The sequence below is a fragment of the Kitasatospora sp. NPDC034533 genome, from assembly GCF_055575155.1.
In genome coordinates this window covers 68341-92726 of record NZ_JBVITE010000020.1, presented here as the reverse complement: position 1 = coordinate 92726, position 24386 = coordinate 68341, and the positions used below count along the sequence as shown (strand labels likewise).

The 24386-nt window shown below is 72.1% G+C and carries 21 protein-coding genes; 5 read left to right on the top strand and 16 right to left on the bottom strand.

The genetic code is table 11. The annotated features are described in order from the left end of the window. Positions 1-120: 120 nt before the first annotated feature. A complete protein-coding gene (locus ACZ55U_RS17100) occupies positions 121-762 on the top strand; it encodes a TetR/AcrR family transcriptional regulator (RefSeq protein ID WP_465526928.1) in 642 nt (213 codons plus the stop codon). A gap of 86 nt (positions 763-848) precedes the next feature. Here ACZ55U_RS17100 and ACZ55U_RS17095 read toward each other — a convergent pair whose 3' ends face one another. The 8 genes from ACZ55U_RS17095 to ACZ55U_RS17060 form a co-directional block, all read right to left on the bottom strand. Beyond that, on the bottom strand, positions 849-1823 hold the full coding sequence (locus ACZ55U_RS17095; protein ID WP_465526927.1) for a M23 family metallopeptidase: 975 nt from the start codon (positions 1821-1823) through the stop codon (positions 849-851). Positions 1824-2203: 380 nt separating this feature from the next. Beyond that, positions 2204-4558: an immune inhibitor A domain-containing protein gene (locus ACZ55U_RS17090; RefSeq protein WP_465526926.1), complete on the bottom strand. Its 2355-nt coding sequence runs from the start codon at positions 4556-4558 to the stop codon at positions 2204-2206. 342 nt (positions 4559-4900) lie between these two features. After that, positions 4901-7420, bottom strand: coding sequence for an ATP-dependent Clp protease ATP-binding subunit (locus tag ACZ55U_RS17085; RefSeq protein ID WP_465526925.1), 2520 nt, complete (start codon positions 7418-7420; stop codon positions 4901-4903). Between the two features lie 698 nt (positions 7421-8118). Further along, positions 8119-8469, bottom strand: coding sequence for a histone-like nucleoid-structuring protein Lsr2 (locus ACZ55U_RS17080; RefSeq protein ID WP_380732954.1), 351 nt, complete (start codon positions 8467-8469; stop codon positions 8119-8121). A 91-nt stretch (positions 8470-8560) separates the two neighbouring features. Further along, positions 8561-9097, bottom strand: a complete 537-nt coding sequence (locus ACZ55U_RS17075) for an amino-acid N-acetyltransferase (protein ID WP_465526924.1) — start codon at positions 9095-9097, stop codon at positions 8561-8563. A 10-nt stretch (positions 9098-9107) separates the two neighbouring features. Then, entirely contained in the window at positions 9108-9545 is a 438-nt protein-coding gene (locus tag ACZ55U_RS17070; protein WP_465526923.1) for a BlaI/MecI/CopY family transcriptional regulator, read from the bottom strand. A 241-nt stretch (positions 9546-9786) separates the two neighbouring features. Further along, entirely contained in the window at positions 9787-11343 is a 1557-nt protein-coding gene (gene lysX / locus ACZ55U_RS17065) for a bifunctional lysylphosphatidylglycerol synthetase/lysine--tRNA ligase LysX (protein WP_465526922.1), read from the bottom strand. A 106-nt stretch (positions 11344-11449) separates the two neighbouring features. After that, positions 11450-12190 carry a hypothetical protein gene (locus tag ACZ55U_RS17060; protein ID WP_465526921.1) on the bottom strand — a complete coding sequence of 247 codons (741 nt, stop codon included), beginning with the start codon at positions 12188-12190 and terminating at the stop codon, positions 11450-11452. A gap of 164 nt (positions 12191-12354) precedes the next feature. Between ACZ55U_RS17060 and ACZ55U_RS17055 the strand changes: the two genes are divergently transcribed. Together ACZ55U_RS17055 and ACZ55U_RS17050 are read left to right on the top strand one after the other, a co-directional pair. After that, positions 12355-12909, top strand: coding sequence for a SigE family RNA polymerase sigma factor (locus tag ACZ55U_RS17055; RefSeq protein ID WP_465526920.1), 555 nt, complete (start codon positions 12355-12357; stop codon positions 12907-12909). Between the two features lie 52 nt (positions 12910-12961). After that, positions 12962-13960, top strand: a complete 999-nt coding sequence (locus ACZ55U_RS17050) for a hypothetical protein (protein WP_465526919.1) — start codon at positions 12962-12964, stop codon at positions 13958-13960. Between the two features lie 7 nt (positions 13961-13967). On the opposite strand, the gene ACZ55U_RS17045 is transcribed toward ACZ55U_RS17050, so the two are convergent. The 8 genes from ACZ55U_RS17045 to ACZ55U_RS17010 form a co-directional block, all read right to left on the bottom strand. Continuing rightward, positions 13968-14759, bottom strand: a complete 792-nt coding sequence (locus ACZ55U_RS17045; RefSeq protein ID WP_465526918.1) for a type III pantothenate kinase — start codon at positions 14757-14759, stop codon at positions 13968-13970. Positions 14760-14805: 46 nt separating this feature from the next. Continuing rightward, positions 14806-15777, bottom strand: a complete 972-nt coding sequence (gene nadC / locus ACZ55U_RS17040) for a carboxylating nicotinate-nucleotide diphosphorylase (RefSeq protein WP_465526917.1) — start codon at positions 15775-15777, stop codon at positions 14806-14808. A gap of 4 nt (positions 15778-15781) precedes the next feature. Continuing rightward, positions 15782-17452, bottom strand: coding sequence for an L-aspartate oxidase (locus ACZ55U_RS17035; protein WP_465526916.1), 1671 nt, complete (start codon positions 17450-17452; stop codon positions 15782-15784). A 14-nt stretch (positions 17453-17466) separates the two neighbouring features. Then, positions 17467-17916, bottom strand: coding sequence for an aspartate 1-decarboxylase (panD, locus tag ACZ55U_RS17030; protein WP_465526915.1), 450 nt, complete (start codon positions 17914-17916; stop codon positions 17467-17469). 111 nt (positions 17917-18027) lie between these two features. Then, positions 18028-18933, bottom strand: a complete 906-nt coding sequence (gene panC, locus ACZ55U_RS17025) for a pantoate--beta-alanine ligase (protein WP_465526914.1) — start codon at positions 18931-18933, stop codon at positions 18028-18030. Continuing rightward, a complete protein-coding gene (locus ACZ55U_RS17020) occupies positions 18934-19878 on the bottom strand; it encodes a Rossmann-like and DUF2520 domain-containing protein (RefSeq protein WP_465526913.1) in 945 nt (314 codons plus the stop codon). Between the two features lie 154 nt (positions 19879-20032). Further along, complete coding sequence (locus tag ACZ55U_RS17015) at positions 20033-20722, bottom strand: response regulator (protein ID WP_465526912.1); 690 nt, start codon at positions 20720-20722, stop codon at positions 20033-20035. Positions 20723-20776: 54 nt separating this feature from the next. Beyond that, entirely contained in the window at positions 20777-22006 is a 1230-nt protein-coding gene (locus tag ACZ55U_RS17010; protein WP_465526911.1) for a sensor histidine kinase, read from the bottom strand. Positions 22007-22165: 159 nt separating this feature from the next. Here ACZ55U_RS17010 and ACZ55U_RS17005 point away from each other — a divergent pair, with 159 nt between their 5' ends. Both ACZ55U_RS17005 and ACZ55U_RS17000 read left to right on the top strand, forming a co-directional pair. After that, positions 22166-23200: an SAM-dependent methyltransferase gene (locus tag ACZ55U_RS17005; protein ID WP_465526910.1), complete on the top strand. Its 1035-nt coding sequence runs from the start codon at positions 22166-22168 to the stop codon at positions 23198-23200. Continuing rightward, on the top strand, positions 23197-24366 hold the full coding sequence (locus ACZ55U_RS17000; RefSeq protein ID WP_465526909.1) for an NADH-quinone oxidoreductase subunit D: 1170 nt from the start codon (positions 23197-23199) through the stop codon (positions 24364-24366). Before ACZ55U_RS17005 ends, ACZ55U_RS17000 begins: the two co-directional genes overlap by 4 nt. Positions 24367-24386: the final 20 nt, after the last annotated feature.

Below are 24386 nucleotides of genomic sequence, written 5' to 3'. Positions count from 1 at the left end.
TGTTTCCTAGCCGGTCGTCAAGCCAGTTTCCCGACCGGTCCCCTGGGCAGGGAGAATGTGCCCGGGGCGGGCACCACCTCGGGGTCCGCGCAGTCCATCGACGCAGTCATGAGGCAGGCCATGGCCACTCCGCACAGCCCCCGCAGCGACACCAGGGCTCGCATCATCGAGGTGTCATTGGAGCTCTTCTCGGAGCAGGGCTACGAGCAGACCTCGCTGCGCGAGATCGCCGACCGGCTCGGCGTCACCAAGGCCGCGCTCTACTACCACTTCAAGACCAAGGACGACATCGTCCTGGGCATCGTCGACCGGATGGCCGCGCCGATCGACGAGACCATCGCGTGGGGCCGCGAGCAGGCCTGGAGCCCGGAGATGCGCGACGAGCTGGTCCGCCGCTTCGCGGACGGCATGGTCGAGCGGGCCCCGCTGCTGCGCTTCTTCCACGAGAACCAGCCGGCGCTGCGCGAATCCCGGGCCGGGCTGGCCTTCAAGGAGCGCATCATCACCATGATGCAGCTGGTGAACGGGCCGAACGCGGACTTCCAGGACCGGCTGCGCGCCGCGATGGCCCTGTTCTCCATCCACTCGGCGCTGTTCCTGGTCAAGGAGGGCGGGCACTGCGGCCACCCCGAGCAGAACGTCTGGGGGGAGCCGCTGGAGCCGGCGCCCACCCTGGACGACGCGATCGAGGTGGCCCGGGAGGTCGCGCTGGAGATCTGCAGCCGGATCCAGCGGCCGGCCGCCGAGGCCGGAGCCTCCTGACCGAGCCGGCCGCCGGGACCGGTGCCTGAGCGAGCCGTCCACCGGCGCTAGCCGGTGGACGCCCGGGCCCGGCGGCGCCGGGCGGCTCAGAAGTCCGAGACGCCGTGCCCCGCGAGGTACGCGATCGGGTTGACCACCGCGCCGTAGCGGTTGCTGGTGCGGATCTCGAAGTGGAGGTGCGGGCCGGTCGAGTTGCCGGTGCTCCCGGACAGCCCGATCCGCTCGCCCGCCGACACCCGCTGCCCCGCCGAGACGGTCACCGAGGACATGTGGGCGTACTGCGCGAAGTGCCCGTCCGCCAGCCGCAGCACGACCTCCTTGCCGTACGCGCCGTCCCAGCCGGCCGACACCACGGTCGCGTTGCCGACCGCCAGCAGCGGGGTGCCCCGGGAGACGGCGAAGTCCACCCCGGTGTGGTAGCCGGCCGCGTACCCGCGGTTGGCCACCCCGTACGGGTTGCTGGTCGGAGCGTTCGGCACCGGCGCCGACCACTCGGGATCCGGCGCGGGCGCGGTCCCGGGAGCGGCCTCGGAACCGGCCTCCGGCCCACCGCCGGACTCGGGGCCGGACCCGGGATCGGCTTCCGTCTCCGGAGCCGGTTCGGCGGCGCCTTCCGGCTCCGGCGCCTCCAGCGGCAGCAGGTTGGCCGCCACCCCCACGAACGCCTGCGCCGAGTCGCCTTCCTCGGGCAGCTTGTACGGGCTGGGGCCGGACACCTGGACCAGCCCCGCGCTGGGCACCTCCGCCCGCGGCACCGTGAAGGCCGAGCTGCCCGGAGTGGTGGGCCGCACGGTCTGCGCCGAGGCGGTGGTGGGCGTGACCACCAGCAGCACGCCGGCGAGCAGCACCGCCGCCGCCCCGGCCGAGGCCAGCGCGTGGTCGTGCTCGGCCCGCTGACGGCTGCCCGGCAGCGTGGTGTGCCGAGGCGCCCCGAGCGCGCGCAGCGGAGCGGCATGGGTGCGGACGGCATGGCCGATCCTGGGCTGCCAGGCCGCGGCCCGGGCGGCGGCGCGCGCGGCGAGCCGGCGCAGGGCCGGCCCCACGGACGGGACGGTGGACATCGCTTGCCGTACCTCACGGTCGTACGAGGGCAGCACGCGGAGCCCGTTCGGGCGCGTGCTGAGCGGGGGACCACTCAGGTTTAACGGTCACCGAGCGGACTCCCAAACGGCGTGACGTACTACGGCGTGTAGTCAGCGTGGCGCCGGATATTCAAACCGACGGAGTAACGATCATGAGATCCGATCGTCCACGGCAGCTCCCCGGCACCCGGCCGGCCGCCCCCGCCCGGCTACTACCACCGGTCGTACCGTGCCGGGAGCCTGTGACCAGTACCACTGACGCGGAAAGGCGTCCGGCCCGCCCCCGCGCGGTGCGGGGACGGGCCGGACGTGAAGTTGTCAGAGCTGCCTGGTCACAGGCCGATCGCCATGGGTGGCGATCAGTTGTCGACCGGGCGGACCCGGATCCAGGTCTCCAGGTAGTTCGAGGACTCGTTCTCGACCTCGATGCTGGTCCCGGTCTTCGGGACGTCGACACCGCTGTACGGGTTGTCCTTGTTCCACCAGGACTTCAGGTCGTTGAACTCGTCGACGCCCTTGGCCTTCGGGATGACGGTCTCGACGCCGGCCTTGTGCAGGGTCAGACCGGAGGTGCGGCGGGAGCCGAAGGTGGAGTCGTAGCCCTGCATGCGCGGACGCATCAGGGTGCCGTCGGTCCACTTCAGCGGGGCCGGGTGCGAGTCGACCGGCAGCACCAGGCCGTGGCCCGGGTGGATGCTGACGTTGTTGTCGGCCTGCGACTCGTCCCAGTACCAGATCAGCAGGCCGGGCTGGTACGGGTAGTGCTCGACCCAGTTCGGCCGGTCGGCGAAGCCGAAGTTGTACGGACCGGTCTTCAGGGTCTGGTCGAAGGAGACGTACTGCCGGTTCTCCGCGATGTAGTACTGCGCGTAGTCCTTGGTGTACGAGCCGCCGAAGCGGGTGAAGCCGTCGGCCGACCAGCCGTTGTCACCCTTCTCGACGTCGTCGCTGAAGACGGTGGCGCCGTCGGCGACGACCGCGATGTTGTCCAGCGTCAGGCCGCGGTAGTGGAGGCCGCCGTCGGTGGTGTTGTGGTAGCGGAACTTGATCTTCTGGCCGGCGAAGGCGTCCAGGTTGAAGGACAGGTCGCCCCAGGCGGCCACCTGGCCGCTGATGGCCGGACGGCCGTTCTCGCGGGGCAGCGGGGCGCCGTTCCAGGTGCCGTCGACGACGGTCCAGGTCTTGCCGCCGTCGGTGGAGACCTCGCCGAACGCGTAGTCGAAGTCCTGCTCCAGCTCGAACCAGGCCTTGGCGTCGATGCCGGCCTTGGCCTTGCCGGTCAGGTCGATGTCACGGGTGAGCGTGACGTTCAGGTTGTCGGCGCTGCCGCTCCACCACTCGCTGGTGCCGCCGAACGGCTTGTTGATCTCGGTGGTGATGCTCTTCTTCGGCAGGTCGACGATCAGGCCCTGCGGCAGGTTGCTGTTGTACTCCGCCGGGCCGATGTGGTGGGTCGACTCCTTGCCGGCCTTGGCGCGGTCGACCTTCAGCCAGCCGAGCTGGTACTTGCTCCAGCCGTCGAGGTCGTTCGGCATGTCGCCGATGCTGTCCTTGCCCTCACCGAGCCAGGAGCCGGAGGACATCAGCGACCAGAAGCCGACCGAGTTGTCGATGCCCTTGCCGGCGGTGTCGTAGAGGTCCGGCAGACCGAGGTCGTGGCCGTACTCGTGGGCGAAGACGCCGAGGCCGCCGTTCTCCGGCTGCATCGTGTAGTCGCCGATCCACACGCCGCTGTTGCCGATCTGGACGCCACCGAGCTTGTTGCCGTCGGGGCCGGCCGTGCCCTGGAGGTTGCCGTAGACGTACGAGCGGTGCGCCCACAGGGCCTTGTTGCCCTGCTTGCCGCCACCGGCGGACTTGTCCTCGCCGGCGTGCACGATCTGGAAGTGGTCGATGTACCCGTCGGGCTGGTTGAAGTTCCCGTCGTGGTGCGAGCCGTAGCGGTCCCACTGGTCGTACTGGGCCAGGGTCGCCTTGATCTGCGCCTCGGTCTGACCCTTGGCCTGCTGGTCCTTGTACCAGATGTCCACGGCGTCGCGGATCAGGTCCTGGGCGCTGGCGCAGACGTTGGAGCCGCAGTAGTCGGAGCCGTAGCGGGCCTCGTTCCACGGCACCCGCACCCAGTCCGAGACCACGCCGTCGACCGAGTAGCGGCCCGAGGACTGCTTCTCGTAGTAGGTCTTCAGCGAGGGCTTGTCCTTGCTGAAGTACAGGTCCTGGAAGTGCTGCTGGTTGTAGTCGGCCTGCCAGGCGGTCGAGTTGTTGGTGGCCGGGTCCGGCTTCTCGATCTCGTTGTGCTTCGGGCCGGGCTCGCCGCCGTACTTGATCCTGCCGTCCGGCGTCTTGGTGGTGTTGTCCACCTGGTCACCGAAGTCGACGAGGATGGTGAAGATCTTGTCCGTGCGCTCGCGGGCGAGCTCGACGTACTTGTCCTTGCCGAGCTTCACGCTGGTGCTGCCGTTGTGCTTCTCGACCTGGGCGGTGCCGTTGAGCAGCTGCTCGGTGGCGGCCTTCTGCTCGGCCGTCACCTTCGCGGTCAGCGGGCCCGGGATGTTGTGCTCGGTGTTGGCCTGGACGGCCGCGTCGGCCGGGTCCCGCAGGACCGGGGCCGTGCCGCCGGCGGCGACGGCGCTGCTCGGGAACAGGCCCGCGCCGAGCGTGACTATGACCGCCGTGGCCGTGGCGGCCGCAGCGGTTCTCCTGATGTTCTTCAACGTTGTGACGTCCTCCCCGACCGGGGCCAGCTCTTGGCCAAAGCCCGGCAAACCAAAATGAAAGACAGGTGGACGTCATTTGATACAAGCGTGCACGGAAAAGATAGATCTTGACCGTGACATGGTCACGGCGCTATCCTCCGCGACTTCCCATCAGCTGACCATCTGTCAACCGTATGGTGGTTAAACGTTACTGAGAAACGGGGCGCACCCGCACCTTCCAGAGCGGAGGCCAGCCGTCTCGGTCGATACCGTTCCGGCTCGGTCCGGGCCGGGACGCGCCGAGCCCCCGGCGCGAACGCCGGGGGCTCGGTGGCTGTGAAGTTGTCTGTTAAAAGTTGGCTACTTCGTCAGGTCCGGACCGGACGAGGCGACCGCGGCCGGGGTGTCCGCGACGGCCGACTTCTCCTCGCCGCGGAAGGTGAACTTGGCGTCCTTGCCCTCGCCCTCGACGTCGACGACGACGATGTGGCCGGCCCGCAGCTCACCGAAGAGGATCTTCTCGGAGAGGTGGTCCTCGATGTCGCGCTGGATGGTGCGGCGCAGCGGACGGGCACCCAGGATCGGGTCGTAGCCGCGCTTGGCCAGCAGCTTCTTGGCCTCGACGCTGAGCTCCAGGCCCATGTCCTTGTCCTTGAGCCGCTCGTCCACCTTGGCGATCATGAGGTCGACGATCTGGATGATGTCGTCCTCGGACAGCTGGTGGAACACCACGATGTCGTCGACGCGGTTCAGGAACTCGGGGCGGAAGTGCTGCTTGAGCTCCTCGCCGACCTTCGCCTTCATCCGCTCGTACCCGGTCTGGGTGTCACCCGCGGCCGCGAAGCCGAGGTTGAAGCCCTTCGAGATGTCCCGGGTGCCGAGGTTGGTCGTCATGATGATGACGGTGTTCTTGAAGTCGACCACGCGGCCCTGGGAGTCGGTCAGGCGACCGTCCTCCAGGATCTGCAGCAGCGAGTTGAAGATGTCCGGGTGGGCCTTCTCGACCTCGTCGAAGAGGACGACCGAGAACGGCTTGCGGCGGACCTTCTCCGTCAGCTGGCCGCCCTCCTCGTAGCCCACGTATCCGGGCGGGGAGCCGAACAGCCGGGAGACGGTGTGCTTCTCGGAGAACTCGGACATGTCGAGCGCGATCAGCGCGTCCTCGTCGCCGAACAGGAACTCCGCCAGCGTCTTGGACAGCTCGGTCTTACCGACGCCGGACGGACCGGCGAAGATGAACGAACCGCCGGGGCGCTTCGGGTCCTTGAGGCCCGCACGGGTGCGCCGGATGGCCTGGGAGAGCGCCTTGATGGCGTCCTTCTGGCCGATGACGCGCTTGTGCAGCTCGTCCTCCATGCGCAGCAGGCGGGACGTCTCCTCCTCGGTCAGCTTGAAGACCGGGATGCCGGTGGCGGTGGCCAGGACCTCGGCGATGAGCTCCTCGTTGACCTCCGCGACGACGTCCATGTCGCCGGCCTTCCACTCCTTCTCGCGCTTGGCCTTGGCCTGGAGGAGCTGCTTCTCGTCGTCGCGCAGGGACGCGGCCTTCTCGAAGTCCTGCGCGTCGATCGCGCTCTCCTTCTCGCGGCGCACGTCGGCGATCTTCTCGTCGAACTCGCGCAGGTCCGGCGGCGCGGTCATCCGGCGGATGCGCATCCGGGAACCGGCCTCGTCGATCAGGTCGATCGCCTTGTCCGGCAGGAAGCGGTCCGAGATGTACCGGTCGGCCAGGGTGGCGGCGGCGACCAGGGCGGCGTCCGTGATGGAGACCCGGTGGTGGGCCTCGTAGCGGTCGCGCAGACCCTTGAGGATCTCGATGGTGTGGGGCAGCGACGGCTCCGCGACCTGGATCGGCTGGAAGCGGCGCTCCAGCGCGGCGTCCTTCTCCAGGTGCTTGCGGTACTCGTCCAGCGTGGTGGCACCGATGGTCTGGAGCTCGCCGCGGGCCAGCATCGGCTTGAGGATGCTGGCGGCGTCGATGGCGCCCTCGGCGGCGCCCGCGCCGACCAGGGTGTGCAGCTCGTCGATGAACAGGATGATGTCGCCGCGGGTGCGGATCTCCTTGAGCACCTTCTTCAGGCGCTCCTCGAAGTCGCCGCGGTAGCGCGAGCCGGCCACCAGGGCGCCGAGGTCCAGCGTGTAGAGCTGCTTGTCCTTGAGCGTCTCCGGGACCTCGCCCTTGACGATCGCCTGCGCCAGGCCCTCGACCACGGCGGTCTTGCCGACGCCGGGCTCACCGATCAGCACCGGGTTGTTCTTGGTGCGGCGGGACAGCACCTGCATGACCCGCTCGATCTCCTTCTCGCGCCCGATGACCGGGTCGAGCTTGGCCTCGCGGGCGGCCTGGGTGAGGTTGCGGCCGAACTGGTCCAGGACCAGCGAGGTCGACGGGGTGCCCTCGGCGGGCCCGCCGGCCGTCGCCGACTCCTTGCCGCCGCCGGTCTGGTAGCCGGAGAGCAGCTGGATGACCTGCTGGCGCACCCGGTTGAGGTCGGCGCCCAGCTTCACCAGGACCTGGGCGGCGACGCCCTCGCCCTCGCGGATCAGGCCGAGCAGGATGTGCTCGGTGCCGATGTAGTTGTGGCCGAGCTGAAGGGCCTCGCGGAGCGACAGCTCCAGGACCTTCTTCGCCCGGGGGGTGAAGGGAATGTGACCGGACGGGGCCTGCTGGCCCTGGCCGATGATCTCCTCGACCTGCTGGCGAACGGCCTCAAGAGAAATCCCGAGGCTCTCCAGGGCCTTGGCGGCGACGCCCTCGCCCTCGTGGATCAGACCCAGGAGGATGTGCTCGGTGCCGATGTAGTTGTGGTTGAGCATCCGGGCTTCTTCCTGAGCCAGGACGACAACCCGCCGCGCGCGGTCGGTGAACCTCTCGAACATCGTTTATCGCTCCTCAGAGCGGTCGGGCAGTTCGGGGTCCGTCCCCGCCCTGTCCTTCCGCATGCTAGTCCCGCTCAGCGGCGCGGCCCACGGATTCACTCCCCGGTAGAGGAGCGAGATGCTGCGCGACCAGCCGACACCAATCCCAACCTGATGCTGGGAATCGGTGTTCCCACAGGTGGGCCGGATGCACCGGATTCCGCTACGCCATCGGCGAACACGTGCCGCCGGGGCGCGGCCGGAACCGGCCGGCCGGTCGCACGTACTGCCCCTGGACGGGCCGAAGAACCCGTCCACCTGCATTCATACCCGGTGTCGGGGTGGTTCTCGCGCAGTTTCCGCGGTGGCGGTGTTCGCCTGGCGAGAAGTCGGGCCGTGGCGGCGGCGGTTGGACGGTGGCCGAGTGGCCGGTGGGCCGACCCGGTGGTGTCGGCGTTACCGCTTCGCCCTTACAGCGTTGCACAGCCGGTGATTGTTCCGCCGCCCGAGCGGCGGCCCGGCCAGGGCCAGGGCGGCGGCCTGTTCCGGCGGCCCGTTCCGGCGGCTCGGAGGCCGGCCCGGACGGAGGCCCGTTCCCGGGCCGGGGCGCGCGCCGCGGGGCGCGGAGGAGCCTCCTCCGCGCCCCGTGCGTGTCAGCGCGGCGCCGTGTCCGGCCGCCGGGGCCCCGCATCCGCTCCGGCGGGCCTGCGGCGCCGGGATCAGGACGCGTTGGCCTGCTCGTACGCCTCGCGGACGTTGCTCGGCACCCGGCCGCGGTCGTTGACGTCCATGCCCTGCTCCTTGGCCCAGGCGCGGATCTTGGCGGTGTCCGGCGCACCGCCGGACGGACGCGCCGCACCGCCGCGGCCCGGGCGGCGGGCGCCGGCGAGCCGGCCGCTCTGCTTGCGCCCCTTCTCCACGTACGGCGCCAGCAGACCGCGGAGCTTGTCCGCGTTGGCGCTCTTCAGGTCGATCTCGTAGGCAACGCCGTCGAGCGCGAACGTCACCGTCTCGTCCGCCGAACCGCCGTCGAGATCGTCTTCAAGAATGACCTGCACCCTCTGTGCCACGGGCTTCCCTTTCCGCTAAACGACCCATTGCCTAAGGAAAGGAAAGCGCCTTTCTCCGGAAAACACAAACCCTTGACCCCGATGGAGCGGCTCAGAGGTGCAGCAGCATGCGCGAGTTGCCCAGAGTGTTGGGCTTCACGCGCTCCAGGTCGAGGAACTCGGCGACGCCTTCATCGTACGAGCGGAGGAGTTCTTCATAGACATCCGTAGCGATCGCCGCCGGGTCTGTCGTACCATCATCGGTTTCCTGGAGCTCGCCGATCTCGACGAAACCGTGTTTCGCGAAGAAGGCGACCTCGAACGTCAAGCAGAAAATCCGACGGACGCCCAGCCACCGTGCCGTCTGCACCAGCTTCTCCAGCAGCAGGTGCCCGATCCCGGAGCCGCGGACGGCCGGATCCACCGCGAGCGTGCGGACCTCGGCGAGGTCCTCCCACATCACGTGCAGCGCGCCGCAGGCCACCACCGTGCCATCGTCGTCGCGTTCCGCGACCCAGAACTCCTGGACGGATTCGAACAGTGTGACTGTGGGCTTGTCCAGCAGAATGCCGTGCCGCGCGTAGTCGTCGATGAGCCTGCGTACTGCCCGAACGTCCGTGGTCCGCGCCCGGCGGATGGTGACCTCCATGGTCGGGACGTTATCGCGCCGATCCCGGTTCCGTCCCGCCGGTATCGGATCCCGGGTCCGCGGAATCCGGGGCGGCCGGATCGGACGGGAACAGCGCGGCCACCCGCAACGCGTCCCGGAGCGCTTCGCGTTGCTCGGGCGACATCAGGCCGAAGAAGTGCACCAGGGCCGCCGCCGGATTGTCACTGGTGGCCCAGGCGTCGTTCATCAGAGCGGCCGTGTACGCCTCGCGCGAGGAGACGGGTTCATATCGATAGGCCCGGCCGACCCGCTCGCGGCGCAGCCAGCCCTTTCTGTGGAGCTTGTCCAGGACGGTCATCACCGTGGTGTACGCGATTTCGCGTTCCGACCGCAGATCCAGGAGAACCTCGCGAACCGTCACCGGTCGGTTCCACTGCCAGACCCGGGTCATGATGGCGTTCTCAAGTTCGCCGAGTTGCCGGACCATAGTGCGGCCAGGATAGGGAGTGAATGGGGCAAATCTTGTGAAGTGCGCCAAACCGGCGCGCCGCCACCCCCGGGAATCGGGAATGGCGGCGCGGTGGTCGTACGGAACGGCGGCGGGTCAGTCGAGGTCTTCCTTGGCGCGCTGGGCCCCGCCCTGGCTGCGGACGATGGCCCGCACCAGGAACCCGAAGCCGATCGCCATGACCAGCGGTGGCACGATCGCGCTGACGTAGTCCATCAGGTCACTCCTCCTCGGTCTTCTCCGCCGTCGCGGCGGAAGCCTTCGGCTCCGGCTTCACCAGCGGGAAGAGCACCGTCTCCCGGATGTTCTTGCCGGTCAGCAGCATGATCAGGCGGTCCACGCCGAGGCCGAGGCCGCCGGTCGGGGGCATCGCGTACTCCAGGGCGCGCAGGAAGTCCTCGTCCACCTGCATCGCCTCGACGTCGCCGCCGGCCGCCAGCAGCGACTGGGCGGTGAGGCGGGCGCGCTGCTCGACCGGGTCGACCAGCTCGGAGTAGGCGGTGCCGATCTCGGTCCCGAAGATCACCAGGTCCCACTTCTCGGCCACGCCGGGCTGCGAGCGGTGCTGGCGGGTCAGCGGGGAGACCTCGGTCGGGTAGTCCTTGATGAAGGTCGGCCGGACGGCGTTCTCCTCCAGCAGGCGCTCGACCATCTCCAGCACGATCTGGCCGTGGCCCCACTCCTTCTCGAACGGGATGCCGTGCTCGGTGGCCAGCGCGCGCAGCTCCTCGACGCCGGTCTCAGGGGTGACCTCGGTGCCCAGGCGGGCGGAGATGCCCGGGTAGACCCGGACCTCCTCCCACGGCTCGGCCAGGTCGATCTCGTGCTCGACGCCGTGCGCGTCCACGCCCTTGATCACGGTGGTGCCCAGCGCGTCCCGCGCCGCGTTGATGATCGTCTCGCGGATCAGCGCGGCCTGGGTGTCGTAGTCGCCGTAGGCCTCGTACGACTCCAGCGAGGTGAACTCCGGGTTGTGGGTGGAGTCCGCGCCCTCGTTGCGGAAGTTGCGGTTGATCTCGAAGACCTTCTCGGCGCCGCCGACCACCAGCCGCTTGAGGTACAGCTCGGGGGCGATGCGCATGTAGAGGTCGATGTCGTACGCGTTGATGTGCGTCTTGAACGGGCGCGCGTTGGCGCCGCCGTGCACCGGCTGGAGCATCGGGGTCTCGACCTCGATGTAGCCGTTGTCCTCGTAGGTGCGGCGGATCGAGCGGACGACCTTGCTGCGCAGGTGCAGGATCTCGCGGGCCTCGGGGTTGACGATCAGGTCCACGTAGCGCTGGCGGACCCGGGCCTCCGGGTCGGTCAGGCCCTTGTGCTTGTCCGGCAGCGGGCGCAGGCACTTGGCGGTGAGCTCCCAGCGGTCCACCATCACGGACAGCTCGCCGCGCTTGGAGGTGATCACCTCGCCCTCGACGCCGACCTGGTCGCCGAGGTCGATGTCGGCCTTCCAGGCCGCCAGCCGCTCGGCGCCCAGCTTGTCCAGGGAGAACATCACCTGGAGGTCGCCGGTGCCGTCGCGCAGGGTGGCGAAGCAGAGCTTGCCGCCGGTGCGGGAGAGGATCACGCGGCCGGTGACGCCGACCCGCTCGCCGGTCGCGGTGTCCGGCTCCAGGTCGGGGTGCTTGGCACGCAGGTCCGCGATGGTGGTGGTGCGGGGGAATCCGACCGGGTACGGGTCGACACCGGCCGCCCGGAGCCGGTCCAGCTTCTCGCGCCGGACGCGCATCTGCTCGGGAAGGTCGTCGGACGCGGGAACAAGGCTCTGATCGCTCACCCCACAAGGGTAGCCAGCCACACACGGTGCTCCGCGCCGGGATGACGCCGGGACGGCGCCGGGGGAGGCCGCCGGCGCGGCCTCCCCCGGAACGGGCACGGGCGGCTCAGCCGGTGCCGGTGGCGAGCTCGACGTCCTCCGGGCCCGGCTCGGCCGGCGGAGCGGGGCGGGCCGGGGGCTTGGGGCGGCGGCCGAACAGCTCGGCGGGGGTGGGCATCCGGTGCGGGCGGGGCGGGTTCTGCGCGGGGGCGGGCTGCTCCGGGCGGGAGTCGGTGCTGCTCATGGTGGTCCGTCCTCCTACAGGGTTGAGGTGACTGTTCGGCGGTGCGGCGGGGCTCGGTACGGCCACCAGGTGGCGGTGCTGGGCGCTGGTGAGGGCGAGCCGCTCGCGCACGGCGGCCTCGGCCAGCGCGTGGCAGCGCCCGGCCAGCCGGGAGCGGCGGGCCCGCTCGCCGTGGCCGCAGGGCTGGCGGCTCAGCCCGCGCAGGGCGGTGAGGTCCTCCGGCCCGGGCAGGTAGCCGTCGGACACCGCCTCCTCCAGCCGGTCCAGGTAGCCGGGGGCGCTGCCGGGCAGGGCGGAGCGGTAGCGTCCGAGGTCGTCGAGCAGGAAGGCGCGCAGGCGGCCGCCCTCCTGGACGGCCTCGTCGATCGCCTCGGTCAGGCGCAGCGCGTCCTGGACGTCCTCCGCCCAGAGTTCGGCGCCCGCTCCGGCGAAGGCCGGCCGGTCGGGCCCCTGGAGGTGGACGGGGACGGCGGGGTGCAGGGCTTGGGCGAGGGCGCGGCGCAGCACGCGGACTTCGTCGGCGCTGAAGGCCATGCCGCCGCGCGATCCGTGTGGCGTAGGCATGGGCTGACACTACGTGAGGAATATCCGATTTGTCGGTAGCGTCGCGGCCGAACCACTCGCGTTCCGGCTCGGCGAAGAAGCGTTTCGCCTCCGCCCGTAACGCCGCCCCGGGCGCACCTGGTCATCCAGGTGTCAGGGGAGAGCGAGCGAGGGGGCCGGGCAGGATGCGATCGGACGGTCAGGAGAAGGCGGCCCGGGGCCGTCGGCGGGACGAGGACTTCCAGGCCTTCGCGGCCTCCCGGGCCCGCCCGCTCTACCGGTCCGCCTGCCTGCTCACCGGCGGGGACACCCACCTCGCCGAGGACCTGGTGCAGGAGACCCTGGGGCGGGTCTACGTCCAGTGGCACCGCACCTCCTGGTTCGCCTCCAAGCCCCGGATCGACAACCCGGCGGGGTACGCCCACACCGTGCTGGTGCGGGCCTTCCTGTCGCACCGAGGCCGCCGCTCCAGCGGCGAGCGGCCGGTCGACGCGGTGCCGGACGGCGCGGCCCCGCAGGGCGACCCGGAACTGCGGCTGACCCTGCTGGACGCGCTCGGCCGGCTCGCGCCGCGCGACCGGGCGGTGCTGGTGCTGCGCTACTGGGAGGACCACAGCGTCGAGGAGACCGCCGGGATCCTGCGCAGCACCCCGGGGGCCGTCCGGATCCAGGCGTTCCGCGCCCTCGGCCGGATCCGGGCCGTCCTCGGCGACGGCATCGGGGAACTCGCCGAGCGCTGAGCCGGCGCCGCGCACGACATTCCGACCCACTTGGCAGAGAGGCTGGTTCAGCATGTCCACAGAACACGACGGGCCCGACGAGCGGTTCGAGCGGGCCTTCACCGAGGCCATCGCCGCGGCCGGCGGGGCCTTCGACACCGAGGCCGCCCGGCTGGTCGACACCGGCTGGTCGCACGGCCGCCGACTGCGCCGCCGGCGGCGGGCCGGAGCGGTGGCGGGCACCGCCCTCGCGCTGGCCCTGGTCGGGGCGGGCACGGCCGCGGTCGGCGGCCTGCCGCCCGGGCCCGGCACGGTGGCGGCCGGCGCGTCGCCGGGCGGATCGCCGAGCGCCGCCGCCCCGGTCAGCGGCCCGGAGTTCCTGAAGATGCTCACCGAGCTGCTGCCGCAGGGCGCCGTGGAGGTGGGCGAGGCCAGGGGCACCGAGAGCGGCACCCCGCAGCTGCGGCTGCAGCTGGACGACGGCCACGGCCAGGTGCAGTACCTGTTCTGGATCATGCGCTTCGGAGGGGCGGCCGAGAGCTGCCCGTCCGTGGCGACCGGCGGTGACGCCTGCACCGAGACGGACCTCCCGGACGGAGGTCGCCTGCGCCTCTACCAGGCCGCCACCCGGGACGGAGAACCGGTCGGCTCGAAGATGTGGTCCGCCCTGCTGACCGGGCACGGCTACCAGATGCTGCTTGAGGAGTGGAACCGCAACCCGCAGGACCGGAGCGCTCCGATCACCCGCACCGACCCGCCGCTGACGCCGGACCAGCTCGCCGCCGTGGTGAAGGACCCGCGCTGGAAGCAGGTCGTGGAGGCATTGCCGGAGGGGAGGGCGATGGTGACCGTCGCGCCGGGCGAGACCAGGAGCGCGGGCGGCGGCGTGTTCGTCGAGGGGTCGTGGAAGCCGGTCCCCCCGACCGCCTCGTCCGCCCTGCCGACCGGCCCGACGCCCGCCGTGCCGGGGCAGGGCTTGCCGGGGGGGACGGTGGTGGTCGATGGCCCCACGGGAGGCGCCCTGCCGACCGGCCCGGTCACCCTGCCGGCCTTCCCGCCCCCCGGCCGCTGAACGCCGCTCAGCCGACGGCGGGCCGGTTGCGCTCGTACACCAGGCGCAGGCCGATCAGGGTCAGCCAGGGCTCGTGCACGTCGATGGTGGTGGCCTCGCCGAGGACCAGGGGCGCGAGGCCGCCGGTGGCGATCACCTGGACGTCGTCCGGGTCCTTGGCCAGCTCCCGGGCCATCCGCTCGACCAGGCCGTCGACCTGCCCGGCGAAGCCGTAGAGGATGCCGGACTGCATGCCCTCGACGGTGTTCTTCCCGATCACGTTGCGCGGGCGGGCCAGCTCGATCTTGCGCAGCTGGGCGCCGCGGACGCCGAGCGCCTCGACCGAGATCTCGATGCCGGGGGCGATCGCGCCGCCGACGTAGTCGCCGCGGGCGTTGACGGCGTCGAAGGTGGTGGCGGTGCCGAAGTCGACCACGATGCACGGGCCGCCGTACAGGTGGTTGGCGGCCAGCGCGTTGACGATCCGGTCCGCGCCGACCTCCTTGGGGTTGTCCATCAGGACGTGCACCCCGGTCTTCACGCCGGGCTCCACGATCACCGCGGGGACGTCGCCGTAGTAGCGGCGGGTCACCTCGCGGAGCTCGTGGAGCACGGCGGGGACGGAGGAGCAGATCGCCAGCCCCTCCACCACGGCCTCCCGGACCGCGGTGTGGTTCCCCATCAACCCCTGGAGCAGCACGGCCAGTTCATCGGCCGTGCGGCGCGGATCGGTGGAGATCCGCCAGTGTTCCACCACGTCCTCGCCGTCGAACAGGCCGAGCGTGGTCTGGGTGTTGCCGACGTCGATGGTGAGGAGCATGGGCCGCTTTCTGCGAGTCGGGACGGGTCTGTGCTCGACCTGACGGTCAGGCGCGCAGGTCCAGGCCGATGTCCAGGACCGGCGAGGAGTGGGTGAGCGCGCCCACGGCCAGGTAGTCGACACCAGTCTGGGCGACCTCGCGCGCGTCGGCCAGGGTCAGTCCGCCGGAGGCCTCCAGCTTCGCCCGGCCGGCCACCAGCGCGACGGCCTCCTTCAGCTGGTCGACGGTGAAGTTGTCCAGCAGGATCAGGTCCGCCCCGGCCTCCAGCACCGGCGGGATCTGCTCCAGGGAGTCCACCTCGACCTCGACCGGCAGCTCCGGGTACGCGGCCCGGACGGCCCGGAAGGCCTCGGCCACGCCGCCGGCCGCGACCACGTGGTTGTCCTTCACCAGCGCGGCGTCCGAGAGCGCCATCCGGTGGTTGGCGCCGCCGCCGCAGCGCACCGCGAACTTCTCCAGCGCGCGCAGGCCCGGGGTGGTCTTGCGGGTGTCCCGGACCACCGCGCCGGTGCCCTCCAGGGCGTCCGCCCAGGCGCGGGTCGCGGTCGCGATGCCGGACAGGTGGCAGAGCAGGTTGAGCGCGCTGCGCTCGGCGGTCAGCAGGTCGCGGGTGCGGGAGCGGACCGAGAGCAGCACCTGGCCGGCCGCCACCCGGTCGCCGTCCTCGACGTGCCGCTCGACCTCGAACTCCTCCTCGCAGACCAGCGAGACGACGGCCTCGGCGACCCGCAGCCCGGCCACCACGCCGGCCCGGCGGGCGGTGAAGTCGGCGGTCGCGACGGCCTCGGCGGGCACGGTCGCCACCGAGGTGACGTCCTCGCCGCCGGCCAGGTCCTCGGCCAGCGCCAGGGTGGCGATGTCCTCGACCTCGATCGGGTCCAGCCCGGCCTCCTCCAGCAGCTCGGCGAGCTGCGGGTCCAGGCCGGTCTCGTAGCCCTCGCCGTCCCCGCAGGCACAGCCGTCGCCGCAGCCGCCGCTCTGGTCGGCCAGGGGGAGTTCCTCGTGCGCGTGGGTCATGGTCCTACTGCTCCTCGGGGGTGCTGACGGGGTCGCCGGAGGCGGCCAGGGTCGTGATCAGGTGGCGCCGCCAGTGGGCGTCGTCCCGGTCGGGGAAGTCCTCCCGCCAGTGGCCGCCACGGGTCTCCTCGCGCTGCGCGGCGGCCGCGACCAGGGCGGTGGCGACCAGCAGCAGGTTGGCGGCCTCCCAGGTCTCCACCCGGGGGTCGGCCGGCTTATCCTCGGCCACGTGGCAGCGGGCCTGCTCGGCGAGCAGCGTCAGTCCGGCCGCGGCGTCGGCCAGCGAGGCGGCCGAGCGCAGGACGCCCGCGCCGCGCGACATCAGCCGCTGGATCTCGGCGCGCGCCTCGGAGGCCGGCAGCGGCACCGGCCGGGCGGCCCGCGCGGCGGAGACGTCGACGGTGCGCTCGGGCAGTTCGCCCGCCGCGTGGCGCGCGGCCAGGTCGGCGGCGATCCGCTCGGCGAAGACCAGGCCCTCCAGCAGGGAGTTGGAGGCCAGCCGGTTGGCGCCGTGCACACCGGTGCAGGCGACCTCGCCGCAGGCGTACAGGCCGGGGACGGAGGTGCGGCCGTGCCGGTCGGTGCGGACGCCGCCGGCGGCGTGGTGCGAGGCCGGGGCGATCGGGATCGGCTCGGTGACCGGGTCGATGCCGTGGGAGCGGCAGGAGGCCAGGATGGTGGGGAAGCGGTGCTCCCACATCTCGGCGCCGAAGTGCCGCCCGTCCAGGTACATGTGGTCGGTGTCCCGCTCCTGCATGCGCCGGGTGATCGCCTTGGCGACGATGTCGCGCGGGGCGAGTTCGGCCAGCTCGTGCTGCCCGACCATGAAGCGCACGCCGTCGGCGTCCACCAGGTGGGCGCCCTCGCCGCGCACGGCCTCGGAGACCAGCGGCTGCTGGCCCGCGGCGTCCGGGCCGAGCCAGAGCACGGTCGGGTGGAACTGGACGAACTCCAGGTCGGCGGCCTCGGCGCCGGCCCGCAGGGCCAGGGCCACGCCGTCGCCGGTGGAGACGGCCGGGTTGGTGGTGGCGGAGAAGACCTGGCCCAGGCCGCCGGTGGCGAGCACCACCGCGCGGGCCCGGACGGCGCCGACGCCGTCGCGCTGGCCCTCGCCCATCACGTGCAGGGTGAGGCCGGCGGCGTGGCCTTCGGCGTCCGTCAGCAGGTCGAGGACGAGCGCGTGCTCGATCAGTTCGAGGTCAGGGTCGCTGCGGACGGCGGCGACCAGGGCGCGGGAGACCTCCGCGCCGGTGGCGTCCCCGCCGGCGTGCACGATCCGGTGGCGGTGGTGGCCGCCCTCGCGGGTGAGGAGGATCTCGCCGTCCTCGTCGCGGTCGAAGGCGGCGCCGACCGCGATCAGCCGGCGGACGGCGTCCGGGCCCTCGGTGACCAGGGTGCGGACGGCCTCCTCGTCGCAGATGCCGGCGCCGGCCACCAGGGTGTCGTCCAGGTGCTGCTCCGGGGTGTCCCCCTCGCCCAGGGCGGCGGCTATGCCGCCCTGGGCCCAGCGGGTGGAGCCCTCGTCCAACACCGCCTTGGTGACCACCATGGCCCGCAGGCCGGCCTTGCGGACGTTGAGGGCGACGGTGAGGCCGGCGATGCCGGAGCCGACCACGACCACGTCGGTGGTGGCGGTCCAGCCGGGGGCCGGGGCGGTGAGGCGGTGCTTGGACATGGGGGTGGGCTCCTTCAGCGCGAGGCGGCGTCGGCCGCGCCGTTGCCGTCACGGTACGCCGCGTCCCCGCGCAGCAGTCCGCTGCCCTCGGGTGCTTCGGCAGGGTTCCCGCCCAGGGAGGTGATCCGGTTCTGCCCGTCCACGAAGACGATCTTCGGCTCGTAGGCCTTGGCCTCGGCCGTGTCCATCTGCCCGTAGGCGATGAGTATGACCAGGTCGCCCGGGTGGACCAGCCGGGCGGCGGCGCCGTTGATGCCGATCACGCCGGAGCCTCGCGGGCCGGCGATGGTGTAGGTCTCCAGCCGGGCGCCGTTGTCGATGTCGACGATGTGGACCAGCTCGCCGGGGAGCAGGTCGGCGGCGTCGAGCAGGTCCTCGTCCACCGTGACGGAGCCGACGTAGTGCAGGTCGGCCTGGGTCACGGTGGCCCGGTGGATCTTGGACTTGAGCATGGTGCGGAGCATTGCGGGTCACGCCTCCTGTGAGTGCATGCCTGAAGGGGGTCTTGCCGGGTTCCGGCGGCCGGGGGTTCCGGCGCCGGTGCTTCAGCGGCCGGTGTTCCTGCGGCCGGTGCTTCAGCGGACGATGACGTGGACGTTGTCGATCAGGCGGGTCGCGCCCACCTTCGCGGCGACGGCCAGCACGGCCTCGCCCTGGAAGTCGTCCGCCGCCTCGGAGAAGTCGTGCGGGTCGATCAGGGCGAGGTAGTCCAGGGTGATGCCCTCGGCGCCGTCCAGGGCGGCCGAGGCGGCCTCGCGGACGGCCTTCGGGCCCTTCGCGCCGGCGTCCCGGCCGGCGAACAGGGCCCTGGACAGGGCGAGCGCGCGCTCGCGCTCCTCCGCCGAGAGGTAGCGGTTGCGCGAGGACAGCGCCAGGCCGTCCTCCTCGCGGACGGTCGGCACACCGACGATCTCGACGTCGAAGTCCAGGTCGGCGACCATCCGCCGGATGATCGCCAGCTGCTGGGCGTCCTTCTCGCCGAAGAAGGCGAAGTCCGGGTCGGTGATGTGCAGCAGCTTGGCGACCACCGTCAGCACGCCGTCGAAGTGGCCGGGCCGGGTGGCGCCCTCGTAGCGCTCGCCCATCGGGCCGGCCACGATGCGCACCTGCGGCTCGCCGTTCGGGTAGACCTCCTCGACGGACGGCGCGAAGACCACGTCGGCGCCGTTCTCCTCGGCCAGCTTCACGTCGGCGTCGAGGGTGCGCGGGTAGCGCTCCAGGTCCTCGGTCGGGCCGAACTGGAGCGGGTTGACGAAGACCGTCACGGCGACCCGGCCGTCCCGGCCGACCTGCTTGCGGGCGGCCCGGATCAGCGCGGCGTGGCCCTCGTGCAGCGCGCCCATGGTCATCACGACGGCGTTGTCGACCGGCTGCTCGTCCGGCCAGAACGCGGCCTCGAAGTCGTCCACCGTGCGGGTCAGGACGGCCCGGTGGACCTTCGGCGTCCGCTGGGGCTTGTTCGACTGCTTACCGCGTGCCATCTACCGCTTCTCCTCGTTCAGTACGTCCAGCAGCGCAGCCGCCGACGTTTCGTCGATCGTCCCGTTGGCGAGCGCCCGCTGCGCGGTGGCGCGGGCCATCGCCCGGTAGGCCGCCGGGATGTCCGGGGACACCGTACTGAGCTGCGCCAGGTGGCGCCGTACGGTGCCCTGGTCGCCCCGGGCGACCGGGCCGGTGAGGGCCGCGTCGCCGGAGCGCAGGCTGTTGTCCAGGGCGGCGCCCAGCAGCGGGCCGAGCATCCGGCCGGGCTCGGCGACGCCGGCCGTGCGGAGCAGCTCCATCGCCTGAGCGACCAGGGTGACCAGGTGGTTCGCGCCGTGCGCGAGGGCGGTGTGGTAGAGCGGGCGGACCTCCTCGGGCACCCACTCGGGCTCGCCGCCCATCTCCACCACCAGGGCCTCGGCGACCGGCCGCAGCTCCTCGGGGGCGGTCACGCCGAACGGGCAGCCGGCCAGCCGGGCCAGGTCCACCGAGGTGCCGGTGAAGGTCATCGCCGGGTGCAGGGCCAGCGGCAGCGCCCCGGCCCGGGTGGCGGGCTCCAGGACGGCGACGCCGTGCGCGCCGGAGGTGTGCACCAGCAGCTGGCCGGGGCGGACCGCGCCGGTGGCGGCCAGCCCGGCCACCAGGTCGGCCAGCGCGTCGTCCGGGACGGTCAGCAGCACCAGGTCCGCGGCGGCCAGCACCTGCGGCGGGGTGACGATCCGCACGCCCGGCAGCAGCGCCTCGGCGCGGCGGCGGGAGGCGGTGGACACCCCGGAGGCGGCGACCACGGTGTGCCCGGCGAGTTGGAGGGCGGCGCCCAGCGCGGGGCCGACCCGGCCGGTGCCGACCACCCCGACGGCCAGCCGGGCCGGGCGGTTCCCGGGGTCGCTGGGATCGCCGAGCGGGGCGAGGCCGGCGAAGTCGGCGAAGTCGGACGAACTCATGCGCCCGCCTCGCTGCGCTCGGCAGGGGCATTCGCCCACGCGCGCCTCTCGATGGTTCGCTCGCTGCGCTCGCTCACGCGCCCACCCTTGTCCTGAATGACCGTTCCGGTCCACCTGTGGGTACCGGACGTACCGCCCCAGTGTACGGGCGGGGTCAGTCGGAGGCCCCGGCCCGGATCAGCCCGGCCTCGTACGCCAGCACCACCGCCTGCACCCGGTCGCGCAGGCCGAGCTTGGCCAGGATCCGGCCGACGTGGGTCTTCACGGTGGCCTCGGAGAGCACCAGCCGGGCCGCGATCTCGCCGTTCGACAGCCCCTGGGCGACCAGCAGGAACACCTCCCGCTCGCGCTCGGTCAGCGGGCCGATGACGTCCGAGCCGGGCGCGCTGTGCGGGGTGGGCAGCACCTCGGCGAAGCGGTCGATCATCCGGCGCGTGGTGGTCGGGGCGACCACCGCGTCCCCGCCGTGCACCGCGCGGATCGCGGCCACCAGCTCGGTCGGCGGGACGTCCTTGAGCAGGAAGCCGCTGGCGCCGGCCTTGAGCGCGGCGAAGGCGTACTCGTCCAGGTCGAAGGTGGTGAGGATGAGCACGTGCGGGGCGTCCGGGAGCGGGCTGCCGTCCTCCGCCAGGCAGATCCGGCGGGTCGCCTGCACGCCGTCCAGCCGCGGCATCCGGACGTCCATCAGGATCACGTCCACCTCGGTGTGCCGCAGCTTCTCCAGGGCCTGCGCGCCGTCGCCCGCCTCGGCGGTGATCTCGATGTCGCCCTGTGACTGGAGGATCATCCGGAAACCGGTGCGCAGCAGTTCCTGGTCGTCGACGAGCATCACGCGGATGGTCAAGGTGGGACTCCCTTGGACGGGGGTGGACGGGGCCAGGCCGTGCCTGGGCCGTGACTAGTGGGCCGTCTTGAGGGGGAGGACGGCGCGGATGCGGAAGCCGCCGCCGGGGCGGGGGCCGACGTCGAGGCTGCCGCTGACCATGCCGACGCGTTCGCGCATGCCGATGAGGCCGTGGCCGAGGCCGTCGGCGCCGCCGGTGAGCTGGTCGGTGGTGGTGCCGCGTCCGTCGTCTTCGACGAGGACGGCGAGTTCGCGTTCGCCGAAGTCGACGGCGACGCGGGCGTGGGCGTGGGGGCCGCCGTGTTTGCGGACGTTGGTGAGGGCTTCCTGGACGATGCGGTAGACGGTGAGTTCGACGCCGCGGGGGAGTTCGCGGGGGTGGCCGGAGGTGGCGTAGTCGACGTCGAGTCCGGCGGTGCGGACTTGTTCGAGGAGTTCGGGGAGTTCTTCGACGCCGGGTTGGGGGACGTATTCCTCGGTGGTGGTGTCGGCGGTGCGCAGGACGCCGAGGAGGCGGCGCATTTCGACGAGTGCCTGGCGGCCGGTGGAGGCGATGGTGGCGAGTGCTTCTTTGGCTTGGTGGGGGGAGTTGTCGAGGACGTAGGCGGCGCCGTCGGCTTGGACGATCATGACGGAGACGTTGTGGGCGACGACGTCGTGGAGTTCGCGGGCGATGCGGGCGCGTTCGGCGGCGACGGCGACTTTGGCTTGGGCGTCGCGTTCGCGTTCGAGTCGGGCGGCGCGGTCTTCGAGTTCGGTGAGGTAGGCGCGGCGGACCCGGGTGAGCCGGCCCCAGGCCCAGCAGAGGATGAACGGCGTGCTCATCAGCAGCGTGAGCATCGCCGCCTCGCCGAAGCCGTACGGGCGGGTGTGGATGTCGTTCGCCGCGTCGACGACCGTCCGCACCGGCTCCATCTGCCAGAAGACCAGCGGCCCGGCGGACAGGCCGGCCGCCAGCGCCAGCCGGGAGGTCCACTTCCGGCCGAACGCGGCGCCGGTGTAGGCGAAGACCAGGTAGGCGATCGCGGAGCCGCCCGGTTCGACGTCCGCGAGCACCTGGCCGACGCCGATGGCGGTCGCGGCGGGCACGGTGACGTCGGGGTGGCGGCGCCGGAAGACCATCAGCAGCGGCAGCAGCACCGCGATCACGATCGAGGCGCCCGTGCGCCAGCCGCCCCCCGTGGGGCCGCCGTCCGGCACCAGGCCGAAGAACAGCACGATCGCCGCCCAGGCGGCGTCGACCACCATGGGGTGACGGCGGAGCCAGGCGTTGAGTCGATGCACGTCTCCAGCGTAGGCAGTCGCTTCGCATGCCCATGTCCGCCGGTAGGGCGATCCGTACTACTCCGTAGGTCGGAGAGGAACCTCACCCACCTGGGAGGGGCGCCCCCGAGGCGGGCGCCGGTTGGGAGCGGCCCCTGCGGCCGGGTAGCGTCCCGCCCCATGACGTGGATGCGGTGGGCGCCGGCCGTGGAACGGGCCCTGTACGACCCCGAGCGCGGCTTCTACCGCAGGCCGGAGGGCCCGGCCGGGCACTTCCGCACCTCGGTGCACGCCTCGCCCGGGTTCGCCCGCGCGGTGGCCCGGCTGCTGCTGGAGGTGGACGAGGCCCTCGGCCGTCCGGAGGAGCTGGCCCTGGTCGACGTCGGGGCCGGGCGGGGCGAACTGCTCACCGGCGTCCTGGCCGAGCTGCCCGCGCCGGTGCTGGCGCGGCTGCGTCCGTACGGCGTGGAGATCGCCGACCGGCCGGCCGGTCTTCCGTCCACAGTCCTGTGGACGGACGAGCCGCCGCGCGGCGTCACCGGGCTGCTGTTCGCCAACGAGTGGCTGGACAACGTGCCGCTGGACACCGGGGAGGTGGACGAGGACGGGGTGCTGCGCTACGTCGAGGTGGACACCGTGACCGGCGAGGAGCGCCTCGGCGGGCCGGTCTCGGCGGCGGACTCGGCCTGGGCCGCCCGCTGGTGGCCGGCCGAACGGCCCGGCGAGCGCGTGGAGTTCGGCGGCCCCCGGGACACCGCCTGGGCATGGGCCGTGGCCGGGCTGGAGCGCGGGCTGGCCGTCGCCGTCGACTACGGGCACACGGCGGACCGGCGTCCGCCGTTCGGCACCCGCACCGGCTTCCGGGACGGCCGGGAGGTCGTGCCGGTGCCGGACGGCTCCTGCGACGTCACCACGCACGTGGCACTGGACTCGATCGCCGTGCCCGGTCTCCACAGCCTGTGGACGACGCAGCGGGAGGCGCTGCGCGCGCTCGGCGTGAGTGGCGCGCGCCCGGCGCTCGCGCTCGCCTCCAGCGACCCGGTGGGGTACCTGCGGGCGCTGAGCGAGGCGGGGGAGGCGGCCGAGCTGACCGACCCGTCCGGGCTGGGCGCCTTCGGGTGGCTGCTCCAGGCCGTCCGGATGCCGCCCCTCGGGACGGGGGGAAGGGCCGTGGGCTTGGCGGACCTGCCGGGATGGGAGACTGTGGGGCCATGAGGGAGACCACGGTCGGCATCGGAGCGGGCGCCGAGAACTTCACCAGCACGGCGGGCACCACCGACATGGTGCTCAACATCGGCCCGCAGCACCCGGCCACGCACGGCGTGCTGCGGCTGCGGCTGCTGCTGGACGGTGAGCGCATCGTCACCGCCGAACCGGTGATCGGCTACATGCACCGGGGCGCGGAGAAGCTGTTCGAGGCCCGTGACTACCGGCAGATCATCATGCTGGCGAACCGGCACGACTGGCTCTCCGCCTTCTCCAACGAGCTCGGTGTCGTGATGGCCGTCGAGCGGATGCTCGGCATGGAGGTCCCGGAGCGGGCGGTGTGGGTCCGCACCCTGCTCGCCGAGCTCAACCGGGTGCTCAACCACCTGATGTTCCTCGGCTCGTACCCGCTGGAGCTGGGCGGGATCACCCCGGTCTTCCACGCCTTCAACGGCCGCGAGGACCTCCAGCACGTGCTGGAGGAGGCCTCCGGCGGCCGGATGCACTACATGTTCAACCGGGTCGGCGGCCTCAAGGAGGACCTCCCGGCCGGCTGGCTCGGCCGGGTCCGCACCGCCGTCGCCACCGTGCGCTCCCAGCTGCCGGTCTTCGAGGACCTCGTCCTCGGCAACGAGATCTTCCGCGCCCGCACCGCCGGCGTCGGCGTCCTCACCCGGGCGCAGGCCGAGGCGTACGGCGTCAGCGGCCCGATCGCCCGCGCCAGCGGCCTCGACCTCGACCTGCGCCGGGACGAGCCCTACCTCGCGTACGGCACCGAGGAGCTGCGCCGGGTGCTCACCGTGGTCACCCGCGAGGAGGGCGACTGCCTGGCCCGCTTCGAGTGCCTGCTGGAGCAGACCCTCAACTCGCTGGACCTCGCCGACGCCTGCCTCGACAAGCTCGCCGAGCTGCCGCCCGGCCCGGTCAACCAGCGGCTGCCCAAGGTGCTCAAGGCACCCGAGGGCAGCACCTACGCGTGGACCGAGAACCCGCTCGGGATCAACGGCTACTACCTGGTCTCGCGCGGCGACAAGACGCCGTGGCGGCTCAAGCTGCGCTCGGCCTCCTTCAACAACATCCAGGCGCTGACGGAGCTGCTGCCGGGGACGCTGGTCGCGGACATGGTGGCGATCCTCGGGTCGATGTTCTTCGTGGTCGGCGACATCGACAAGTAGGACGAGCGGGGAGGGCGAGG

Bases quoted from the DNA above. Each gene is read 5' to 3' on its own strand.
- ACZ55U_RS17075 (WP_465526924.1), bottom strand. From the start codon at position 9,097: ATGGAGGTCACCATCCGCCGGGCGCGGACCACGGACGTTCGGGCAGTA.
- ACZ55U_RS17095 (WP_465526927.1), bottom strand. From the start codon at position 1,823: ATGTCCACCGTCCCGTCCGTGGGGCCGGCCCTGCGCCGGCTCGCCGCG.
- ACZ55U_RS17060 (WP_465526921.1), bottom strand. From the start codon at position 12,190: ATGCCTACGCCACACGGATCGCGCGGCGGCATGGCCTTCAGCGCCGAC.
- nadC (WP_465526917.1), bottom strand. From the start codon at position 15,777: ATGACCCACGCGCACGAGGAACTCCCCCTGGCCGACCAGAGCGGCGGC.
- ACZ55U_RS17085 (WP_465526925.1), bottom strand. From the start codon at position 7,420: ATGTTCGAGAGGTTCACCGACCGCGCGCGGCGGGTTGTCGTCCTGGCT.
- ACZ55U_RS17020 (WP_465526913.1), bottom strand. From the start codon at position 19,878: ATGAGTTCGTCCGACTTCGCCGACTTCGCCGGCCTCGCCCCGCTCGGC.
- ACZ55U_RS17045 (WP_465526918.1), bottom strand. From the start codon at position 14,759: ATGCTCCTCACCATCGACGTCGGCAACACCCAGACCACGCTCGGCCTG.
- ACZ55U_RS17055 (WP_465526920.1), top strand. From the start codon at position 12,355: ATGCGATCGGACGGTCAGGAGAAGGCGGCCCGGGGCCGTCGGCGGGAC.
- ACZ55U_RS17000 (WP_465526909.1), top strand. From the start codon at position 23,197: ATGAGGGAGACCACGGTCGGCATCGGAGCGGGCGCCGAGAACTTCACC.
- ACZ55U_RS17100 (WP_465526928.1), top strand. From the start codon at position 121: ATGGCCACTCCGCACAGCCCCCGCAGCGACACCAGGGCTCGCATCATC.
- panD (WP_465526915.1), bottom strand. From the start codon at position 17,916: ATGCTCCGCACCATGCTCAAGTCCAAGATCCACCGGGCCACCGTGACC.
- ACZ55U_RS17050 (WP_465526919.1), top strand. From the start codon at position 12,962: ATGTCCACAGAACACGACGGGCCCGACGAGCGGTTCGAGCGGGCCTTC.
- ACZ55U_RS17035 (WP_465526916.1), bottom strand. From the start codon at position 17,452: ATGTCCAAGCACCGCCTCACCGCCCCGGCCCCCGGCTGGACCGCCACC.
- ACZ55U_RS17005 (WP_465526910.1), top strand. From the start codon at position 22,166: ATGACGTGGATGCGGTGGGCGCCGGCCGTGGAACGGGCCCTGTACGAC.
- ACZ55U_RS17070 (WP_465526923.1), bottom strand. From the start codon at position 9,545: ATGGTCCGGCAACTCGGCGAACTTGAGAACGCCATCATGACCCGGGTC.
- panC (WP_465526914.1), bottom strand. From the start codon at position 18,933: ATGGCACGCGGTAAGCAGTCGAACAAGCCCCAGCGGACGCCGAAGGTC.